This is a genomic window from Enterococcus sp. DIV0755f (assembly GCF_051713725.1).
Taxonomy (GTDB): domain Bacteria; phylum Bacillota; class Bacilli; order Lactobacillales; family Enterococcaceae; genus Enterococcus_D; species Enterococcus_D casseliflavus.
Genome location: NZ_JBIOQL010000001.1, coordinates 1,342,997 through 1,361,294, shown reverse-complemented (window position 1 = coordinate 1,361,294; position 18,298 = coordinate 1,342,997). Strand labels below are relative to the sequence as shown.

The following is an 18,298-nucleotide window of genomic DNA, read 5'->3' as shown; positions in this document are numbered from 1 at the left end:
ACAAGTTTCACGAAACCTGTCTTAAACGACCTCCGCCTATCCCCTACAAAAAAAACACAGCCTAATCAGACTGTGTTTTTTCGAGTACTCACTTCATTTTATTAAACCAATCGTTTACGCAAACGCCCAGAAATAAAATCAATGATCGTGACCGTCACCACGATCCCTAATAAAATGATTCCTACACGGCTCCATGAACGCGCATTGATGGCAAAGATCATCGGTGTACCGATCCCACCTGCCCCTACGATCCCTAAGATCGAAGCTGAACGGACAGCCAGTTCAAATCGATACAAGGTAAAAGAAAGAAATTCTGGGATCAGTTGCGGCAATGTCGCAAAGCCTAATACATCCCAGCGGCTTCCTCCCGCACTAATGACGGATTCCGAGGGACCATGGTCCATGTTTTCGATCGCTTCGCTGTAAAGCTTTGCTAGCATCCCAATGGAATGGACACTGACCGCCAAGACGCCAGCAAAGGAGCCCGGACCTACCGTTTTGATAAACATGATGGCTAAGACGATTTCTGGAAACGTTCGAATCGCCGTCAGCACGATTTTCCCAAATCCCGATAACCAGCGAGGGCTGTTTTTGCTGCGCGCCGCCCAAAAGGCAAAAGGAATACTTAAAACCGATGACAAAAAGGTTCCAACAAAGGCAATCGCGACGGTTTCGATCATCAGACTGATCAAATCTTCGCCATCACCGGTATAAACATAGCCCCAATCAGGATGGATCAGGCCATGAAAGATCGAGCCGACAATTTGACCGACATTTTCTTTAACACCAGCAAAAGGCACGCCAGCAAAAGCCCAGATATAAAGGAGGATAACGACTACAGCGATCAGCCAATTCCGTATTTTTTTCTTTTTCGGTTCTGCTGGCAACATCATAATAATCGCTCCCTTAATCTATTACTAATGGTATCAATCACCAAAACAACTGCAAAAATCACTAAGACGATGATCGACGTCTGGTCATATCGAAATTGGCTTAAAGATCGTTGTAAGAAAACACCGATTCCGCCTGCGCCGATATACCCAAGAATCGTCGATGCCCGCACATTGATCTCAAAGGCATAAAGCAAGTAACTAAGAAAATGACTCATGACTTGCGGTACGACTGCATAGCGGATGATATCAAACTTCGATCCTCCAGAAGCCGTGATCGCTTCGATCGGACCTTCATCAATCGTTTCAATCGATTCATAAAACAATTTGGTGATCATCCCAAAAGAAAACACAGAGATGGAGATCACCCCTGCAACCGGACCAATTCCGACAATGGCGACAAATAAAGCCGCCAGCATCAAATCAGGTACCGTCCGAATGATATTCAAAACAAAACGGAAACAACCACTGATCCAATGATTGGTCATGATATTTCGTGCTGCTAAAAGTGAAAACGGAAAGGCCGCCAGTGCACCAAAGGTTGTGCCGATGATCGCCATTTGGATCGTTTGCAAAATCGGCTCAACAATGATTTTGGCATATGCCCAATCAGGATGAGCCATCTTTTGTAAGATGACATTCATTTGACTGCTATTGCTAAAGAACCGTGCCAAATCAACACCTGAAATAGAGCCGCTAACGAACAATACCACTAAAAAAATGCCGAGCCAAAGAACATTTTTCCATAGTCCGCTGCGTTTCGGCAACGTATTTGTCGTCATTGTCCCGCCCCTTCCTGCTCTTCCATGATCTCGCTGCCATAAATCTGTTTCAATCGCTGATCGGTCGCTTCACTGACAGGGCCATCAAAAACCAAGCCTCCGTCTCGCAACCCGATGATCCGCGTGCCGTATTCTCTAGCTAATTGGACAGAATGTAAATTGACTACGATGGTGATCCCCAGATCTTGATTGATCCGTTTTAAGTCATTCATGACTTTTTCAGTGGTTAACGGATCCAATGAAGCAACTGGTTCATCCGCTAAAATAATCTTCGGCTCTTGCGTCAACGCCCGGGCAATCGAAACCCGCTGCTGCTGACCGCCAGACAATTCATCGGCTCGGGTATAGACTTTTTCTGCTAAATTGACCCGCTGCAGTGATTGATATGCCAACTCTTTGTCCGCTTGCGGAAACAGACCCAGCAGCATTTTGAGCGTGGGATGATAAGCCACCCGCCCCGTTAAGACGTTTCGCAAGACACTCGAACGTTTCACCAAATTGAAGCTTTGGAAAATCATGCCAATGTCTCGACGAATCAAGCGCAGCTCTCTTCCTTTTGCTTTTGTGATCGACTTGTTATCGATTAAAATCTCGCCACTCGTGATCTCGTGCAGTCGATTGATGGAGCGCAGCATCGTCGATTTACCTGCACCGGATAAGCCCACTACGATGACAAATTCCCCTTTTTTGATATCGATGTTCAAGTCCTTCAACCCCAACACCCCATTTGGGTATTGCTTGGTCACATTCTGAAATGAAATAATCGTTTCGTTCTCTAGAGCCATGATTCTCCTACTTTCTTTCCATTAGGTAAAAATTGCTGTCCATTCGAAAAGGGTACCTCAACTACCGGTACCCTCCCGATCTATTCATCTATTAATTATTGTCCGACTTGTTCCGCATACTCTCTTACGATGTCGAAATTGCTGTCTTGTGAAACAACGTATCCTTCATGAGAGTAAATATCAGAGATGATTTGTTTTCCTTCTTCATCTTTTCCGATCGCGATAAAGGCATCTTGGATTTTTTTGTCCCACTCTTCACTCATATCGCTGCGAACACTGATCGTATCGTTCGGAATCGGTTCGGTAAAGTACATTGGTTCTACCTCATCCATGATTTCTGGGTAATCATTTTTGACCGTGTTACGGGCATCTTCAAAAACGAACGCCGCATCAACGTCGCCATTCAAGACTGATAAGACCGCTTGGTCATGGCCTTTGACTTGAACAGTCGTCACATCCGTATTGATATCGATGCCTGCTTTTTTCATTTCTGCTACTGGCCAAACATAACCGGCAGAAGAAGTAACATCTTGCGTGGCAATCGTTTTGCCTTTTAAATCTTCCAACTCTTTGATGTCGCTGCCGCTTTTTACGACGATCATTGAACGATAGCTATCAACCAATTCATCCGTTGATTCGCCACCAGGCTGCTTGATGCCATAACGCTGTGCTTGCAATAACACCTTTACATTGCTTTGCTCATTTGCTAAAACATAGGCATTCGGCGGTAAAAAGCCGACATCTACTTGTTTCGAAGCCATTGCTTCGACGATTGTATTGTAGTCAGTGGAAACACTCACTGTAACTGGAATCCCCAATTCATCACTTAACAATTGCTCAAGTGGTTTTGCTTTTGCTTCTAATGTTTCTGCTGCTTGTGATGGGACAAATTGAACGGTCAACTTTTCTGGTACATATCCTGCGTCCTCAGCCGCCGAGTCAGTACTTGCTCCACCTGAGCCACATGCCGCCAGCGTAACTGCTGCCACCAAACCTAAACCAAACATTGCCGTTTTCTTCCAAACTTTCATCACTTTTTCTCCTTTTCATTAAAAAAATCGAACTCATGGAATTCCGAACTTTCCTTTTTGATTATAAAAAACCAACGAATTAAAAACAATCTTTTTCGAATTACGAACGTTTTCTTTTTTGATAATGTTCGTGTTTTGACCGAAATCATTCGTGAGCACATTCTCAATAATCAACGTTTTTCGAAAGTTTCTTTCCATTTGTTCTACTTCCTCAGAGTATCAAATGAATATAAGGTTTGTGTTGTCAACGTGTAAAGATTCTGTTAACAGCAAAAGGAACTTTGTGAACAACAAAGCATGGACATACTCGTCATTCTTACCCCGAGTGCACAAATTTTCTTGAAACGTCTAACCAGAAGATGACCGCACACTTTTTTTTACGAAACAATACAAAAAAAGCAGAGGATTCCCTTAAGAACCTCTGCTTTTGACCTCATTCTCTTACTGTAGAAAGAGTCATTTACCCTTGGTCCGTTGGCAGCTGCAACAAGAGTACATGCTCGTTCTCAATCATTTCACCCGTCAAAACAAAGCCATTGCGTTCGTAAAGCTTCGTTGCGATCTCGTTGCCATCCACAGCGGAGATCCTTAATTCTTGCGCTTGGATATGGGTTTTGAACCAATCTAACCCAGCAAGAAACGCTTGAGTGCCTAACCCTTGATTTTGGAATTTTTCTGCGATCATAAACCGCTCGATCCACCACGAAGCTTTTGGATAATCCTCATCCGCCTCGTAAAAACTAAATAGCATAAAGCCGACCATTTCCTCACCATAGTATAGGGCAAATGCCTGACGAGGTTCCTCATAGATCGCCTCTAACATTGAGTACCAATTGGGCGCAACAAAGTCTTCTTGCTCCTTCGTTGTCTTCAAATTCATGCACGCACGATAGTTTTCCTTCGTGATTTCTTTCAACTGAATCATTGCTTCGCTCCTTATCTAATCCATTATAAATAACTATTTCGTTAAAACGGTTTCATTGGTGTATAAAAAAACACCCAGGTTACTTTTACGTAATCTGGATGTCATTTTCTTATGCTTCTTGCGCTACTGGATACACAGATACTTGTTTTTTGTCGCGGCCTTTACGTTCGAAACGAACAACGCCATCAACTTTTGCAAACAATGTATCATCTCCACCGATACCTACGTTTACCCCTGGGTAAATTTTAGTACCGCGTTGGCGATAAAGGATTGATCCGCCTGAAACGGTTTGACCGTCAGCACGTTTCGCACCTAAACGTTTTGATTGAGAGTCACGTCCGTTAGAAGTAGAACCCCCACCTTTTTTGTGAGCGAAGAATTGCAAATTCATTTTCATCAACATGAGATGCACCTCCTAGTTTTCTTTAGTAGTTTTGATTTGGATATAATCGTTGTACTCTTCTTGAACTGATTGCAAGCCGATCAACAAATTTTCTAAAAGAATTTGTGCGATATTCGACTGCTCTTGGGTTAAACGAGAAGGCAGTGTGACTAATAAGTACCCACCATTTTCGTTATCTGCTTCAACTTTTGGCGCAACGCCAGCCAAAGCATCGATCCCATTGACTGCACTGATCGCTAAAGCGGATGCTGCAGCACAGACGATGTCTTTGCCGTATTCTCCTGCTTGTGCGTGTCCAGCTAGTTCAAAAGAAACAATCCGACCAGAGTCATTTCGTTTGAATGTCCCTTTGATCATATTCGTTACCCTGCTTTTCGTAAGAATTAAGCGTTGATCGCGTCAATAACAACTTTTGTGTAAGGTTGACGGTGACCTTGTTTACGGTGTGAATGTTTTTTAGGTTTGTATTTGAAAGTTACGACTTTCTTTTGTTTGCCGTGTTTTTCAACAGTCCCTTCAACAGTTGCTCCTGCAACGATTGGGGCACCCACTTTTGTTGATTCGCCACCTACTAAGATAACTTCATCAAAAGTAACCTTTTGTCCAGCTTCAACGTCTAATTTTTCAACGTAGATTGCTTGACCCACTTCAACTTTTACTTGTTTCCCACCAGTTTTGATAATTGCGTACATGCTCTACAGCACCTCCTTATAATATACTTAGACTCGCCATCCCAAGTGACTTTCGTACTTACTACTTGTTCTGTGCGGTTGTAGCTGTGGAGTCCACAATTACAACAGATTAACTTTATCAAAATGTTTTCCTAAAGTCAATCACTAATTAAGGAAAAGACAGAATTCTTTTGCTACTAGTCATTTCCTTTTGTGCATTTTTTATTTTCTATTACTATAGAAGAAAGAGCACAAGTGAAACAGAATTGGAGGAGTTTTCATGCAATACCCCAAAGAATTAGCCACTGCCGTTCAACAGGCGTCCCGCAGTTATCCGTTGGAAGGATTTGTTCCCGGTCAAGGACCGCTGCAGCCCAAATTGATGATCGTTGGGGAAGCCCCTGGACGAACCGAAATCGAGAATTTTATTCCTTTTAGCGGACAAGCAGGAAAAGAATTGATGAAATCGTTGGCTTTAGCCGGTTTGACCCGTGAGGATGTCTACATCACCAGCGCTGTTCGCAGTCGCCCATACTCCGTCAAAGAACGGATCAACAAGCGCAGCGGTGCCCATGAGATCGTCCATCCCAATCGGACACCTACCAAAAAAGAAGTCTTGCTACACGCACCGCTGCTTGACTACGAGTTGTCCGTTGTAGATCCGCCTGTCATTGCAACTGTTGGCAATATCGGACTGCAGCGTTTATTAGGCAACGCCTATTATATCAAAGATCACCATGGCGAAGTGATCCGTTCCAAAATACAAGAAAGCAATCCAACAAAAGATGGCTATCAATGGTCGGAAAAAGAATATTTGATCGTGCCGATGTATCATCCCGCTGCGATCTTTTACAATCGAACGTTGACTCCGCAAATCGAAGCCGATTGGCGAGGGTTAAGAAACATCCTCTCACAAATACCAGCCGACGAATAACGACCAGTCCCCTAGCCCTACTGCCAATACGCTGGAATCGTCTGCTCATAGGCGGTGATTTTCGCCTCTTCCTGCAACGTGATACTGATCTCATCGAGACCGTGGATCAATTTGTGTTTCCAAGTAGCATCGATTGCAAAGAAATGCTCCTCCCCAGCAACGCTCACACATTGCCTCGGCAAGTCGATGCTGATTTTTTCTGAAGCAGGCAGCGAAGCGATCCTTTGGCGAACATCCAATGGCAGCTCGATGGGCAGCAGCCCGTTTTTGGTGGCATTCATATAGAAAATATCACCGAAGCTGCCAGCAATCACGGCTTTAAAGCCGTAATCCAACAGCGCCCATGCCGCGTGCTCTCGAGAAGAGCCAGAACCAAAATTATCACCAGTGACGAGGACTTGAGCGGTCTGATATGCTGGATCATTCAAGATAAATGCTGGATTAGGCTTGCGTTGCGGCAAATAGCGCCAATCGTCAAATAAAAATTCGCCAAAGCCCGTTTTTTCAACGCGTTTCAAATAATTTTTCGGTAGGATTTGATCGGTATCGATATTGTCATTCATCAAAGGCAGCGTCGTACCTTCAAATTGCGTAAAAGCTTCCATTAACCAACACCTCCAACCACTTCTCGTACATCGACAAAGCGCCCATGAATCGCAGCTGCTGCCGCCATCGCTGGACTACAGAGGTGCGTCCGCGCGTTTTTCCCTTGCCGTCCAACAAAATTGCGGTTTGATGTGGAGGCACAGTGGACGCCTTCTGGTACTTTATCAGGATTCATTCCTAAGCACATGGAACAGCCAGGCTCCCGCCATTCAAAACCAGCGTCAATAAAGACTTTGTCTAAACCGATCGCTTCCGCTGCTTTACGAACAGGGCGTGAACCAGGAACGATAATACCAGTGACCCCTTCTTTGATGGTCTGACCTTTCAAAATCGCCGCTGCCTCTTGCAGATCAGACAAACGACCATTGGTACACGATCCAATAAAAATGTATTCAATGGGGATATCAGCAGCTGTCTGTCCAGGTTGCAGCGCCATATATTCATAGGCTTGCTGATCATTGTGATCCCGCACTTCAGGAAACGCTTCGCTGACTGGTACCCCCATTTCTGGATTGGTTCCCCAAGTGATATAGGGTTCTAAGGTTGTTGCGTCTAGGGTGATCAGGGCATCATAGTTAGCATCTTCATCGGTATAAAGGCTTTGCCAATCAGCCACCGCACTGGCAAACGCTTGTGGCGCAAAGCGTCGATCCTTCACATAAGCAAAGGTCGTTTCATCAGGGGCGATCAAGCCCATTTTCGCCCCACCTTCGATCGACATATTGCAAATGGTCATGCGTTCTTCCATCGTCAGGCTACGGATCGTTTCGCCAAAGAATTCTACGGCATAGCCACCACCAAAATCAGTGCCATGGGTCGCGATCAATGCCAAAATAATATCTTTGGCGTACACTCCCGGCTGCAGGTGACCGGTAATCTCAACTCCCATGCGTTTCGGTTTTGTCTGCCAAATCGTCTGTGTCGCAAAGACATGCTCTACTTCACTCGTACCGATCCCAAACGCGATCGCACCGAAAGCACCATGGGTGGCAGTGTGGGAATCCCCGCAAACGATCGTTTTCCCTGGTTGGGTCAAGCCAACTTCTGGGCCAACCATGTGGACGATTCCTTGGTTGGCAGAGCCATTGTCACACAATTCGATCCCAAAATCTCGACAGTTTTTACGTAACGTGTCCATTTGCTTTTTTGCAACCAGATCAGTGATGGTAAAAATATCTTTGGTAGGCACGTTGTGATCCATCGTTGCGAAGGTTTTTTCAGGACAACGGACGGTCCGTCCCGCTTGCCGTAATCCTTCGAAGGCTTGCGGTGTCGTCACTTCATGGATCATATGCAGATCGACATAAAGCAGCTGCGCCTGCCCTTCTTCTCCTGTGATGACATGCCGATCCCATAGTTTATCAAACAGCGTTTTCCCCATAATTGCTCACTCCTAACTGTGCAACAACCGCTTCTGTAAAGGCAGTTGTCGTTGCTGTACCACCTAGATCACGGGTCAAGATCCCCGCATTCATTACCTCGTAACAAGCACTTTCGATGGTATCCGCCAGCTCTTCCTCTTGAAAGGACTCTCTTAGCATCATGACGACAGATAAAATCATGGAAACCGGATTGGCGCAATTTTGCCCAGCGATATCAGGTGCAGAGCCATGAATCGGTTCATATAAAGAAACCCCTTCTGCGCCATGACTTGCGCTGGGCAGCACCCCTAATGACCCTGGCAAAACCGAGGCTTCATCACTTAAAATGTCGCCAAAGAGATTTTCTGTCACGATTACATCAAAGTCTTTGGGATTTTGGATGATTTTCATAGCAGCGGAATCAACATATTGATGAGTCAACTGACAATCTGGGAATTCCTGTGCCGTTTCTTCCGCTAATCGGCGCCAAAGTCGGCTAGTCGCCAACACATTTGCTTTATCGACAGAGAGAACCCGCTTCTTCCGCGTGCGGGCGATCTCAAAAGCTTTACGCAAAATCCGTCGAATCTCTGCTTGATGATAATGATTGATGTCGTAGGCTTCTTCAGTTTTTTCTGCTTTTTCGCCAAAATAAATACCGCCAGTCAACTCACGAACGATGACAAAATCTGTCCCCCGAAGGATCGCTTCTTTAATGGGAGACAAAGCAATCACCGCATCAACTACTTTGATGGGTCGAATATTGGCGTATAGCCCTAACGCTTGACGCAAATTCAAAAGTCCTTTCTCGGGTGTTATCGGTGCGTTTTCCCAAACTGGATCACCAATGGCTCCTAAAAGGATCGCATCCGCCTGCTGGCAAGCTTGTAGTGTTTCTTGCGGCAAGGGCTCTCCAGTAAGTGCTAGCGCCGCACCACCAAATGGCCGCTGGTCAAAATGAAAGCGTTGGAGATGGTCTGGACAAGCCGCTTTCATTACCGCAAGCGCACTGGCCATAATTTCTGGTCCGATGCCATCTCCTGCTAAAACCACGATCTTTTTCAAACAAGGACACCTCGATTCTTTAGAGCTGCGCTAGCCTGTACATAGGCTTTGGCTGACGCCTGCAAGACATCAAAGTCTAAGCCGATCCCGCTGATTTTTTCATTGGTTTCCTGGCATTCAATAACCACGTGCACTTCCGCTTGCGCATCTTCCCCACTGGTCAAGGCAGTGATCTCATAGTTCAACAACTTCGGCTGCTGCTGGAAAATCTGATCGATCGAGTTGTAGATAGCTTGGATACTGCCGGCACCGATAGCTGATGCCACTTGTTTTTCCTCGTCTTTGATGATAGAAACCACCGCTCCTTGATGGCCATTGGACACGTATTGCAGCTGAACTGACTCCAACTCGCAGCCATCTTCTTGGCTGCGGCCCTGGTCAGCCACCAACGCTAACAAATCTTGTTCGGTCACTTGCTTTTTCTTATCTGCCAACTCTTTGAAGCGTTTAAACAATTCATTGGTTTCTTCTTGGTCAAACTGGTACCCCAGCTGCTGCATTTTATCGACAAACGCATGGCGGCCAGAAAGTTTGCCAAGAGGCAGTGAGTTGGTTTGTACGCCTACCAATTGCGGGGTAATGATTTCGTAAGTTTCAGGATTTTTCAAGACGCCATCTTGATGAATCCCAGATTCATGAGCATAGGCATTGCCGCCGACGATCGCTTTGTTTTTCGGTACCGTGATCCCAGACAAACGTGCCACCAGATCGCTGGTGCATTTTGTTTCGTTTAACTTGATGTTGGAGGTAGCCTGATAGAAATCATTGCGAATATGCAACGCCAGCGCCACTTCTTCTAGTGCGGTATTGCCCGCTCGTTCGCCGATCCCGTTGATCGTTCCTTCCACCCGATCAGCACCATTTTCGATAGCTGCCAGCGCATTGGCTGTCGCCATTCCCAAGTCATCATGACAATGGGAAGAAAAAATGATCGGCTGCTCACTCTTGATATTGGCGATCAAATAGGCAAAAAGCGCACCATATTCCGTAGGATTGGTAAACCCTACTGTATCGGGCACATTGATGATCGTCGCGCCGGCATCAATTGCTGTTTGAACCGCCTCAAGCAAGAAGGCCTTATCGGTGCGGGTGGCATCTTCTGGCGAGAATTGAACTTTTTCAAAGCGTTCACGGGCATAAGCTACATGTTCTTTGATGGAAGCGAGTACTTCTGCTTTCGTCATATTCAGCTTGTACTGGCGATGTACCTCACTCGTTGCTAGAAAGACATGGATCTGGGGATCGACGGCTTGATGAAGAGCTTCATAGACACGATCAATGTCTTTTTTCTGACAACGGGCAAGTCCTGCAACGGTCATTTTCGTCACCGCCCCAGCAATCGCTTTGACTGCTTGAAAGTCTCCTTCTGATGCAATCGGAAAGCCTGCTTCGATCGTATCGATCCCCCATTTTTCTAATTGCAGCGCCAGTTGAACCTTCTCTTTTGTATTGAAGTTGACTCCCGGCGTCTGTTCACCGTCTCTCAATGTGGTGTCAAAAAACTGGATTTTTCTCATCACTATTTCCTCCTTGGCAGTGGTAGGGGCACGCTTGGCGCGACCTCATTCAAACAAATTGAAAAAATGGTATAAAAAAAGCACTCCATAAAGGGTTTCCTTCATGCAATGCGAATAGGACTCTTCAAATGATGCCTTAAAAAGGCGGGTCATAGAAAAAGAGTCCTTACGATAATAATAATAAAAATGCAGCTGTTTGTTTCAATCGTTTATCCATCGTCGTCACCTATCACTTTTTTTATCTTGTTATGAAGATACCAAACAGCAGGTTCCTCTGTCAACACTTTTCCCTGAATTTTCTGAATATTTCGATAAAAAGTTCCTTTTCGCTCTGATGATGGGTTGCTTTTCTTCCTTGATGAAAATTTAAGCAGAACCTGACGAGATCTTCACAGGATTTTAACCAAACCTCCACATAACACCGTTATGATAGAAATATCCCAAAAATATTTTTCACCCCTTTATCCTGCCAGTCGTATGACTGGTTTTTTTGTTGTTCCAAAGACTCGAAAAGATTGAACTTAAGGTGAGTTATTCGTATAATAAGGGGCAGCGATAAATGAGGAGGATGAAGATGCGCAACGAAATGATGCATCGTCCAGTAGTCAAACCAGAACTAGTGGCGTTTATGCGTGAAAAACAAAAACAATTACCCGGCGAACTTGGTGAAATCGAGCAAGCCGCTCATGAAAAAGAAGTGCCAATCATCCCACATGAAACTGTGGTCTTTTTGCAGTTTTTATTGGGACAGCTTCAGCCAAAAGAAATCCTTGAGATCGGCACAGCGATCGGTTTTTCTTCAAGCTTGATGGCACAATGTGTGAAAGAGGGGCATGTCACAACGATCGATCGCTTTGACGTCATGATCCGCAAAGCCAAAGAAACCTATGCTCGCTTAGGAAATGAAGACAAAATCACGCTTTTAGAAGGACAAGCGGCAGATGTCCTGCCTACATTGAGTGGGCCTTATGATTTTATCTTCATGGACAGTGCCAAATCGAAATACATTGAATTTTTGCCAGAATGTCTACGCCTGTTACGCAAAGGTGGCGTGTTGATGGTGGATGACGTGTTCCAAGCTGGAACGATTCTACAACCCATCGAAGACATCCCTCGCAACCAGCGAGCGATCCATCGCAAGTTGAATCTTTTCTTGGATACCGTGATGAACCATCCTCAGCTGACCTCCACCCTCGTCCCTTTAGGAGATGGCGTGATTCTCATTACGAAAGAAGCAGATAGCGTAATCCTTGAGGAACCTGAGAAAGGTTGAGGGCAGCTGCGCTTCCTTTTTTCAAAGAAAAAATAAGAAAAGGGCGAAAAGAGATTGACATTGCTGCGCCCTTTTTCTATAATGTTATTTGTTGCTGATTGATTTCAACAGCTTAGGCGAAGTGAGCATTCGCTGAAAATTATTTGTTCCAGTAGCTCAGCCGGATAGAGCATTCGCCTTCTAAGCGAACGGTCGGGGGTTCGAATCCCTCCTGGAACGTTATATTATCGTGCATAGCGCTAGCAGATCGTTAGGAATCTTTATTCCTAGCGATTTTTTTGACAAATTTTTTAAAAGCCACTTTTTTCAAACGTCACTTTTACCACAAATCAGCAGCACGGTGCTTTTCTTTTGCAAACAACCTATTAACTAATTATCTGAAACATCATTAATTATCACATATAGTTTTAACTGCTAAATAAATATGATATTATCCTCTCAAAGAGCGGCTTAATTGCAAAGCTCGTTTATGGTTTCCCATAATCCAGTAGCTTCACGTTTTTAGATATTATACTTCTCGAACACAACTAACAAAATTTATTCCATAGGAGGAATTTTGATGGAAGAATGTCCTTTTTGCCGCATCGTATCTGGAAAAATAAAAAGCCATGTAATCTATGAAGATGACAGTGTTTGCGCCTTCCTTGATCATGCCAATGACGTGGATTATCATATGCTGGTTATTCCTAAAAAACATTACACCAGTATTTTAGACTGCGACCCCGTTCTTCTTGCTCACCTCATTCAAACGGTTCAAAAAATAGCAGATCATTGTGTCACTCGCTTAGGATTTGATGGGATTAATTTGCTAAGCGCAGCAAATCAAGCAGCGGGTCAATCAGTCCCTCACTTTCATCTTCACTTGATTCCGAGAAAAAAATGTGACGGTATCAATGCGTGGCCCACATTCAATGGAGCAGCGCTCTCTTTAGAGGAAGCAGCGGCATTTTTGACCTTTGAAACAGATAGTAAGGGAGATTAAACAAAACTCAGTAGACTAAATCTTACTTAAAAGCGCTTCTTAAAATACTTGATAATACTTTACTTGTTCTGCTAGCTGATCAGCTGGTCGAGCACCATCCAGTACATAGTCGGCTGATTCAGCAATGATCTGTTCGTGTAAAACAAATAGCTCCCTTGCATAGGAAAGATAAGTATCTGCCCAAGTCAAAATCGCTTCTTTTGATTCGTTCGTATAATCCCGTTTAATCTGACGAGCAAAAGCAATATCTAGTGGTATTTTCAAATAAATCACCGTATCGATCAACTGACGCAAATCTTGGTGCTCATATCCGAAGGGAAAGTCCACAAAAATGATTGGGTAAAGGAGCATCGCTCTCTTCAGATCTTTCAGTAGCAGACTGATGTCATATTGATTGATCGCTGCGCGGGGATCTTGTAAAAAATAATCAAAAGATGGTGCTGAGGGCAATGCATCGATACTATAATCATCAAAGGAGATCACTATTCCATCTGCCAATCTACTCAATTCACGAACCAATGTCGTTTTGCCGGACGCTGTAACACCACTGACTACAATTACTTTCCCTCTCTTCATGAAGTCCCTCCTCTGTCGTACCTTCAGTATAACACGCTCAACCAATCCTTTTTCTTATCCTCCCCCTGCAAAAATTATGCTATGCTTGACAAGAATAAAGAAAGCAGGTGTCCTATGGAGATAACGGTATATATCGCAAGCGGGTTTAGTAAAAATCAAACAGGTGGCAACAAGGCTGGAGTCGTTTTGCTGGAACAGCCCCTTACACCACAACAAAAGTTAGCCATCGCAAAAGAGTTAGGCTTTTCAGAAACAGCTTTTTTATCGAAATCCCCGGAGGCCGATTTCCGATTTGACTATTTTACACCAAAAGAAGAAGTTGACTTATGCGGACATGCAACAATTGCTTCCTTTGCTCTATTGTCATATTTGAACAAACTTTCCAAGCAACAGTATCGCATCGACACCAACGCCGGACGTTTGTCGATCACCATCAAAGACGGTGTCATTTTCATGGAACAGAGCAAACCGCTGTTTTCAGATGTCCTTTCACTAGAACAATTAGCTGACTGTTTCGATACCAATGCTATCAATGATCAAATTCCTATTCAAATCGTTTCTACAGGATTAAAAGATATCCTTGTTCCAATCAAAACAACGGCCCAGTTGCAGCATGTTGCACCTGATTTTGAAGAAATAAAAAAAGTAAGTGCGCTGCAACAAGTAGTTGGCATGCACTTATATGCAATGGAAAAAGAACGAATCGTTTGCCGTAACTTTGCCCCATTGTTTGACATCAATGAAGAATCTGCCACAGGTACTTCCAATGCCGCTTTGGCTTGCTTCTTGCATCAAAAATGTTCCCTTGAAAAAGAAGTGTATCGCTTTGAACAAGGCAGCAATTTAGGTGAACCTTCTGAAATCTTTGTCAAACTAGCTACGTCCTCGCGAAAGGAAATCCAACGTGTTTATGTTGGGGGCAGAGGGCATTTTTGCGAGACAGTCACCATCGACACTGATACACTGGCATAATCACAACAATTTAGGCTGATCTTCCATCAGCCTTTTTTCCTCTTCACACATCGTGTTCTTTTTCCATAGCAGCCCATCAGTATCTCGAATACTAGTTTTCTCATAAAAAAAAGAACCCAACTCGGGTTCTTTCCTTCACCTTGATTTTCTATGGCTTACCAACAAGTTCTGCTAACAGCTCACTGACTTTAGGCAGTGGCTCGTTCTGTAAGGCTGCTACGATTTTTGAACCGATCACTACCCCATCGCACACTCGGGCAAAGCGCTGCACGTCTGCGTGGGTCGAGACCCCGAAACCAGCTAGTACAGGAATCGGACTTTTTTCCGAAATGGCTTGCAAATGCTGATCCAGCTGTTCGTTGTATTGGCGATCTTCTCCAGTGACACCGTTCACTGTCACAGCATAAACGAATCCTTCCGCTTCTTCGATCAGCGTCTGAATTCTGTCTGGAGGACTGGTCAAAGAGACCAGTGTGAGCAGCGCGAGATCCGCCGCATCAAACGTAGGCGTTACTAGCGATCGATGTTCAAAAGGCAAATCTGGAATAATCAACCCTTTCACATTTGTCGTTTTTAACTCATTTGCTAACTGTTCAATCCCATAATGAAAGAATGAATTGGCATACCCCATCAATACCAGTGGAACCTCAGAATGGATCGTTTGCAGCGCAGCAATGATCTTTTTTAAAGTGGTGCCATTGGCTAATGCCTGCATTCCAGCTGCTTGGATGACCGCTCCATCTGCGACTGGGTCTGAAAAGGGCACGCCGATTTCAATGGCGGCTGCGCCATGTGTCGTCAACAGTTCGATTTCTGCTGGCAGGCGTTCCAGTCCGTTGGCACCCGCCATGATATAAGGTACAAACAAAGGATTGCCTTGTTTTTGGCGCTCTTTTAGTTTCATCGTCAATGTTTTGCTGGTCATTTCGCTTCCCCTTTCCGATCTTTGATTTGTTGAACATCTTTATCCCCTCGCCCAGACAAACAGATCACTAAGTGTTCTTCTGCTGTCATCGTTGGCGCTAACTTTAAAGCATAGGCAACGGCATGAGCACTTTCCAAAGCGGGAATAATGCCTTCGATTTGAGACAAGAGATAAAAGGCTTCAACAGCTTCTTCATCAGTGACCGCGAAATACTCCGCACGTGCAATTTCCTTCAAATAAGAATGCTCGGGACCGACCCCTGGATAATCCAAACCAGCTGAAATCGAATAGGGTTCAATCACTTGCCCATCATCGTCTTGCAGCAAATGCATTTTGGTACCATGTAAAATACCGATACTGCCTTTCGTCAAAGTCGCCGCATGCTCGGTAGTATCCACGCCTTTTCCAGCTGCTTCAACGCCAATCAAACGAACGGTTTGATCGTTGACGAAAGGGTAAAACATTCCCATCGCATTGCTGCCGCCGCCAACACAAGCAACGACTGTCGTTGGCAGTTGTCCTTCTTTTTCTAATAGTTGCCGCCGTGTCTCACTCCCAATCACACTTTGAAAATCTCGAACGATCTCTGGAAAAGGATGCGGACCGAGTACCGAACCCATCACGTAATGAGTGTCCTCGACGGTTGCGACCCAGTAGCGCAGCGCTTCATTGACAGCATCTTTCAATGTCTGATTGCCTGATGTGACTGAAACCACTTTTGCTCCCAACAATTCCATTCGAAAGACGTTTAGTGCTTGCCGCTGAACATCTACCGCGCCCATAAAAATCGTGCATTCCATACCGAACAACGCGGCCGCAGTTGCTGTGGCGACGCCATGCTGCCCAGCACCGGTCTCTGCTACCACTTTCTTTTTCCCCATCCGTTTTGCTAATAAGACTTGGCCAAGTGCATTATTGATTTTATGGGCACCCGTATGATTCAAATCTTCTCGCTTCAGATAAATTTTGGCACCGCCTAAGTGTTGTGACAAGCGCTGGGCATGATAAAGGGGGGTCTCTCTTCCTACATACTCTTGTAAATATTCCTGTAATTCAGCTTGAAAACTTGCGTCCGTTTGTGCTTCACGATAGACAGTTTCCAATTGCTTGACTGCATACATCAATGTCTCTGGCACAAACTGTCCGCCAAAAGAACCATAAAATCCTGTTTTTGTGGGATACTGGGTCATCTTTTTTTCTCCTTTACTAAATGAATAAATTGTTCGATTTTCCGACTGTCTTTCTTGCCCTGGGTTTCAACGCCTGAAGAAACATCGACAGCATAAGGCCTAAAAAGTTGGATCGCCTCTTCTACATTTTCCACGTGCAACCCGCCAGCAATAAAAAATCGCTCAGACAACGGCAACGGTTCTCTCGCCGCTTTTTGCCAATCAAAGGACTGGCCGTTGCCGCCAGCATAAGGGTGATCTCTTACTGGAGCGTCCAATAAACCAAAATCTGCATCGCAGCTCAGGAAATCTTGCTTTAAAGTTTCTGCTTCTCCATCAAAGGCTTGGATCACTGCGATCTTTTGATGAGCAAAAACGCCCTTCTGAATGGCTGTTTGCAAAGATGGCAGAACCTTTCCGTGGAGCTGAATCGCTGTTAGTTGGGCGGCTTGAATTGCCGCTTGCACTTCTTCAACACTTGGAGAAACGAAAACCCCGACTTTCCCTACATTTTCGGGTACTTGCTCCGTTATCTTGCGGACTTGGGTCGGATCGATTCTCCGACGGCTTTCGGCAAAAACAAAGCCAAGGTAATCTGCTCCTGCATTGATGGCAGTTTCGACATGCAAGCGTTCGGTGAGTCCACAAATTTTCACTTTGGTCATCGACGGCTCACCTGCAAATCTGCCGCTGTTTCAACAATTCGATTGCTCCTCATCAACGTTTCTCCAACGAGGACTCCATGATAAAACGGTGCAAGCTGCAGCACATCTGCGGCCGTTCGAATACCAGATTCACTGATGTAAACCGCCTCTGACGGCTGAGGTGCTAAAGCAACACTGACATCCAAGGAAACGTCAAAGGTTTTTAGGTCACGATTGTTGACGCCGATGATTTTGGCACCTAATGCTTGGGCATGTTGAAATTCAGCCGCATTATGGGTCTCAACGAGTACTTCCAACCCTAGTGCTTCGGCTTCTTGATACAGCGCGACCAAACGGGCTGGCTCCAACGCAGCCACGATCAATAAAACGATACTGGCACCCGCATTCTTGGCGCGAATCAATTGTTTTTTGTCGATAATGAAGTCTTTGCATAATATAGGCACCGAAACAGCCTTACTGACTGCTTCAAGATCTGCCAGCGAGCCTTTGAAAAACTGCTGGTCGGTCAAAACGGAAATCCCGCTGACACCCGCGGCTTCATAAGCTTGCGCTTGCGTGACTGGGTCGATCGCTTGGTTGATGTCTCCTTTTGAGGGTGAAGCACGCTTGATTTCAGCAATGAGGTGCATCTTTTGTGGTCGTTCCTTGACTTGCTGATAAAATGATGGGCGTTTCGCTACGACCTTTTCGGTTTCTTGTGGCATCGCGGCAACTTCGTTAACTTTTTTCTGGATGATCGTTTCTAAAAAATCCATGATTCTCCTCC

The 18,298-nt window shown here is 44.9% G+C and carries 21 protein-coding genes, 1 tRNA gene and 1 other annotated feature; of the genes, 5 read left to right on the top strand and 17 right to left on the bottom strand.

The genetic code is table 11. From position 1 onward, the window contains the following. Positions 1-101: 101 nt before the first annotated feature. The 8 genes from phnE (IGI73_RS06085) to rplU all read right to left on the bottom strand — a co-directional run bounded on the left by phnE (IGI73_RS06085) (position 102) and on the right by rplU (position 5,508). Positions 102-893: a phosphonate ABC transporter, permease protein PhnE gene (gene phnE / locus IGI73_RS06085; protein WP_428206352.1), complete on the bottom strand. Its 792-nt coding sequence runs from the start codon at positions 891-893 to the stop codon at positions 102-104. After that, on the bottom strand, positions 890-1,672 hold the full coding sequence (phnE, locus tag IGI73_RS06080; RefSeq protein ID WP_192416035.1) for a phosphonate ABC transporter, permease protein PhnE: 783 nt from the start codon (positions 1,670-1,672) through the stop codon (positions 890-892). Before phnE (IGI73_RS06080) ends, phnE (IGI73_RS06085) begins: the two co-directional genes overlap by 4 nt. After that, on the bottom strand, positions 1,669-2,457 hold the full coding sequence (phnC, locus tag IGI73_RS06075) for a phosphonate ABC transporter ATP-binding protein (protein WP_005225755.1): 789 nt from the start codon (positions 2,455-2,457) through the stop codon (positions 1,669-1,671). The genes phnE (IGI73_RS06080) and phnC overlap by 4 nt, the downstream gene beginning before the upstream one ends. Positions 2,458-2,552: 95 nt before the next feature. Continuing rightward, complete coding sequence (phnD, locus tag IGI73_RS06070; protein ID WP_015509497.1) at positions 2,553-3,488, bottom strand: phosphate/phosphite/phosphonate ABC transporter substrate-binding protein; 936 nt, start codon at positions 3,486-3,488, stop codon at positions 2,553-2,555. Positions 3,489-3,948: 460 nt separating this feature from the next. Beyond that, entirely contained in the window at positions 3,949-4,413 is a 465-nt protein-coding gene (locus IGI73_RS06065; protein ID WP_015509496.1) for a GNAT family N-acetyltransferase, read from the bottom strand. Between the two features lie 109 nt (positions 4,414-4,522). Then, complete coding sequence (gene rpmA / locus IGI73_RS06060; RefSeq protein ID WP_003126181.1) at positions 4,523-4,816, bottom strand: 50S ribosomal protein L27; 294 nt, start codon at positions 4,814-4,816, stop codon at positions 4,523-4,525. A 12-nt stretch (positions 4,817-4,828) separates the two neighbouring features. Beyond that, positions 4,829-5,173: a ribosomal-processing cysteine protease Prp gene (locus tag IGI73_RS06055; RefSeq protein ID WP_005225752.1), complete on the bottom strand. Its 345-nt coding sequence runs from the start codon at positions 5,171-5,173 to the stop codon at positions 4,829-4,831. 26 nt (positions 5,174-5,199) lie between these two features. Continuing rightward, positions 5,200-5,508, bottom strand: a complete 309-nt coding sequence (gene rplU / locus IGI73_RS06050; RefSeq protein WP_005225751.1) for a 50S ribosomal protein L21 — start codon at positions 5,506-5,508, stop codon at positions 5,200-5,202. A 19-nt stretch (positions 5,509-5,527) separates the two neighbouring features. After that, positions 5,528-5,598, bottom strand: a sequence feature (ribosomal protein L21 leader region). A gap of 169 nt (positions 5,599-5,767) precedes the next feature. Between rplU and IGI73_RS06045 the strand changes: the two genes are divergently transcribed. After that, entirely contained in the window at positions 5,768-6,421 is a 654-nt protein-coding gene (locus tag IGI73_RS06045) for a uracil-DNA glycosylase (protein WP_010747984.1), read from the top strand. 17 nt (positions 6,422-6,438) lie between these two features. Here the strand turns inward: IGI73_RS06045 and leuD are convergent, their stop codons facing one another. The 4 genes from leuD to IGI73_RS06025 are packed head-to-tail and all read right to left on the bottom strand — an operon-like array spanning position 6,439 to position 10,970. Further along, on the bottom strand, positions 6,439-7,026 hold the full coding sequence (gene leuD, locus IGI73_RS06040) for a 3-isopropylmalate dehydratase small subunit (RefSeq protein ID WP_428206353.1): 588 nt from the start codon (positions 7,024-7,026) through the stop codon (positions 6,439-6,441). Continuing rightward, positions 7,026-8,408 (bottom strand): 3-isopropylmalate dehydratase large subunit, encoded by a 1,383-nt coding sequence (gene leuC / locus IGI73_RS06035; RefSeq protein WP_128488992.1) that lies wholly within the window; start codon positions 8,406-8,408, stop codon positions 7,026-7,028. The genes leuD and leuC overlap by 1 nt, the downstream gene beginning before the upstream one ends. Next, a complete protein-coding gene (gene leuB / locus IGI73_RS06030; protein ID WP_428206354.1) occupies positions 8,389-9,453 on the bottom strand; it encodes a 3-isopropylmalate dehydrogenase in 1,065 nt (354 codons plus the stop codon). The genes leuC and leuB overlap by 20 nt, the downstream gene beginning before the upstream one ends. Further along, entirely contained in the window at positions 9,450-10,970 is a 1,521-nt protein-coding gene (locus IGI73_RS06025; RefSeq protein ID WP_428206355.1) for a 2-isopropylmalate synthase, read from the bottom strand. Before IGI73_RS06025 ends, leuB begins: the two co-directional genes overlap by 4 nt. A 574-nt stretch (positions 10,971-11,544) precedes the next feature. Between IGI73_RS06025 and IGI73_RS06020 the strand changes: the two genes are divergently transcribed. From IGI73_RS06020 to IGI73_RS06010, 3 genes are all read left to right on the top strand, one after another. Next, on the top strand, positions 11,545-12,243 hold the full coding sequence (locus tag IGI73_RS06020; protein ID WP_005225745.1) for an O-methyltransferase: 699 nt from the start codon (positions 11,545-11,547) through the stop codon (positions 12,241-12,243). Between the two features lie 145 nt (positions 12,244-12,388). Further along, positions 12,389-12,462 (top strand) — tRNA-Arg (locus IGI73_RS06015). Positions 12,463-12,802: 340 nt separating this feature from the next. Further along, a complete protein-coding gene (locus IGI73_RS06010) occupies positions 12,803-13,225 on the top strand; it encodes an HIT family protein (RefSeq protein ID WP_428206356.1) in 423 nt (140 codons plus the stop codon). 39 nt (positions 13,226-13,264) lie between these two features. Here IGI73_RS06010 and IGI73_RS06005 read toward each other — a convergent pair whose 3' ends face one another. Next, positions 13,265-13,801 (bottom strand): adenylyl-sulfate kinase, encoded by a 537-nt coding sequence (locus tag IGI73_RS06005; protein WP_428206357.1) that lies wholly within the window; start codon positions 13,799-13,801, stop codon positions 13,265-13,267. 114 nt (positions 13,802-13,915) lie between these two features. Between IGI73_RS06005 and IGI73_RS06000 the strand changes: the two genes are divergently transcribed. Continuing rightward, on the top strand, positions 13,916-14,773 hold the full coding sequence (locus tag IGI73_RS06000) for a PhzF family phenazine biosynthesis protein (RefSeq protein ID WP_266166853.1): 858 nt from the start codon (positions 13,916-13,918) through the stop codon (positions 14,771-14,773). Between the two features lie 148 nt (positions 14,774-14,921). Here IGI73_RS06000 and trpA read toward each other — a convergent pair whose 3' ends face one another. Genes trpA through trpC form a run of 4 tightly spaced genes read right to left on the bottom strand, consistent with a single transcriptional unit; the run spans position 14,922 to position 18,287 of the window. Then, complete coding sequence (gene trpA, locus IGI73_RS05995; protein ID WP_428206358.1) at positions 14,922-15,698, bottom strand: tryptophan synthase subunit alpha; 777 nt, start codon at positions 15,696-15,698, stop codon at positions 14,922-14,924. Beyond that, positions 15,695-16,888, bottom strand: coding sequence for a tryptophan synthase subunit beta (trpB, locus tag IGI73_RS05990; RefSeq protein ID WP_438759142.1), 1,194 nt, complete (start codon positions 16,886-16,888; stop codon positions 15,695-15,697). Before trpB ends, trpA begins: the two co-directional genes overlap by 4 nt. Further along, complete coding sequence (locus IGI73_RS05985) at positions 16,885-17,532, bottom strand: phosphoribosylanthranilate isomerase (RefSeq protein ID WP_428206360.1); 648 nt, start codon at positions 17,530-17,532, stop codon at positions 16,885-16,887. The genes trpB and IGI73_RS05985 overlap by 4 nt, the downstream gene beginning before the upstream one ends. Then, on the bottom strand, positions 17,529-18,287 hold the full coding sequence (gene trpC, locus IGI73_RS05980; protein WP_428206361.1) for an indole-3-glycerol phosphate synthase TrpC: 759 nt from the start codon (positions 18,285-18,287) through the stop codon (positions 17,529-17,531). Before trpC ends, IGI73_RS05985 begins: the two co-directional genes overlap by 4 nt. Positions 18,288-18,298: the final 11 nt, after the last annotated feature.

What these genes read in the sequence shown, in the direction of transcription:
- phnE (WP_428206352.1), bottom strand. Translation starts at nt 893, where the DNA reads ATGATGTTGCCAGCAGAACCGAAAAAGAAAAAAATACGGAATTGGCTG.
- phnE (WP_192416035.1), bottom strand. Translation starts at nt 1,672, where the DNA reads ATGACGACAAATACGTTGCCGAAACGCAGCGGACTATGGAAAAATGTT.
- leuD (WP_428206353.1), bottom strand. Translation starts at nt 7,026, where the DNA reads ATGGAAGCTTTTACGCAATTTGAAGGTACGACGCTGCCTTTGATGAAT.
- IGI73_RS06065 (WP_015509496.1), bottom strand. Translation starts at nt 4,413, where the DNA reads ATGATTCAGTTGAAAGAAATCACGAAGGAAAACTATCGTGCGTGCATG.
- IGI73_RS06000 (WP_266166853.1), top strand. Translation starts at nt 13,916, where the DNA reads ATGGAGATAACGGTATATATCGCAAGCGGGTTTAGTAAAAATCAAACA.
- rpmA (WP_003126181.1), bottom strand. Translation starts at nt 4,816, where the DNA reads ATGTTGATGAAAATGAATTTGCAATTCTTCGCTCACAAAAAAGGTGGG.
- trpB (WP_438759142.1), bottom strand. Translation starts at nt 16,888, where the DNA reads ATGACCCAGTATCCCACAAAAACAGGATTTTATGGTTCTTTTGGCGGA.
- IGI73_RS06045 (WP_010747984.1), top strand. Translation starts at nt 5,768, where the DNA reads ATGCAATACCCCAAAGAATTAGCCACTGCCGTTCAACAGGCGTCCCGC.
- IGI73_RS05985 (WP_428206360.1), bottom strand. Translation starts at nt 17,532, where the DNA reads ATGACCAAAGTGAAAATTTGTGGACTCACCGAACGCTTGCATGTCGAA.
- phnC (WP_005225755.1), bottom strand. Translation starts at nt 2,457, where the DNA reads ATGGCTCTAGAGAACGAAACGATTATTTCATTTCAGAATGTGACCAAG.
- trpA (WP_428206358.1), bottom strand. Translation starts at nt 15,698, where the DNA reads ATGACCAGCAAAACATTGACGATGAAACTAAAAGAGCGCCAAAAACAA.
- trpC (WP_428206361.1), bottom strand. Translation starts at nt 18,287, where the DNA reads ATGGATTTTTTAGAAACGATCATCCAGAAAAAAGTTAACGAAGTTGCC.
- IGI73_RS06025 (WP_428206355.1), bottom strand. Translation starts at nt 10,970, where the DNA reads ATGAGAAAAATCCAGTTTTTTGACACCACATTGAGAGACGGTGAACAG.
- IGI73_RS06055 (WP_005225752.1), bottom strand. Translation starts at nt 5,173, where the DNA reads ATGATCAAAGGGACATTCAAACGAAATGACTCTGGTCGGATTGTTTCT.
- IGI73_RS06005 (WP_428206357.1), bottom strand. Translation starts at nt 13,801, where the DNA reads ATGAAGAGAGGGAAAGTAATTGTAGTCAGTGGTGTTACAGCGTCCGGC.
- phnD (WP_015509497.1), bottom strand. Translation starts at nt 3,488, where the DNA reads ATGAAAGTTTGGAAGAAAACGGCAATGTTTGGTTTAGGTTTGGTGGCA.
- rplU (WP_005225751.1), bottom strand. Translation starts at nt 5,508, where the DNA reads ATGTACGCAATTATCAAAACTGGTGGGAAACAAGTAAAAGTTGAAGTG.
- IGI73_RS06010 (WP_428206356.1), top strand. Translation starts at nt 12,803, where the DNA reads ATGGAAGAATGTCCTTTTTGCCGCATCGTATCTGGAAAAATAAAAAGC.
- leuC (WP_128488992.1), bottom strand. Translation starts at nt 8,408, where the DNA reads ATGGGGAAAACGCTGTTTGATAAACTATGGGATCGGCATGTCATCACA.
- IGI73_RS06020 (WP_005225745.1), top strand. Translation starts at nt 11,545, where the DNA reads ATGCGCAACGAAATGATGCATCGTCCAGTAGTCAAACCAGAACTAGTG.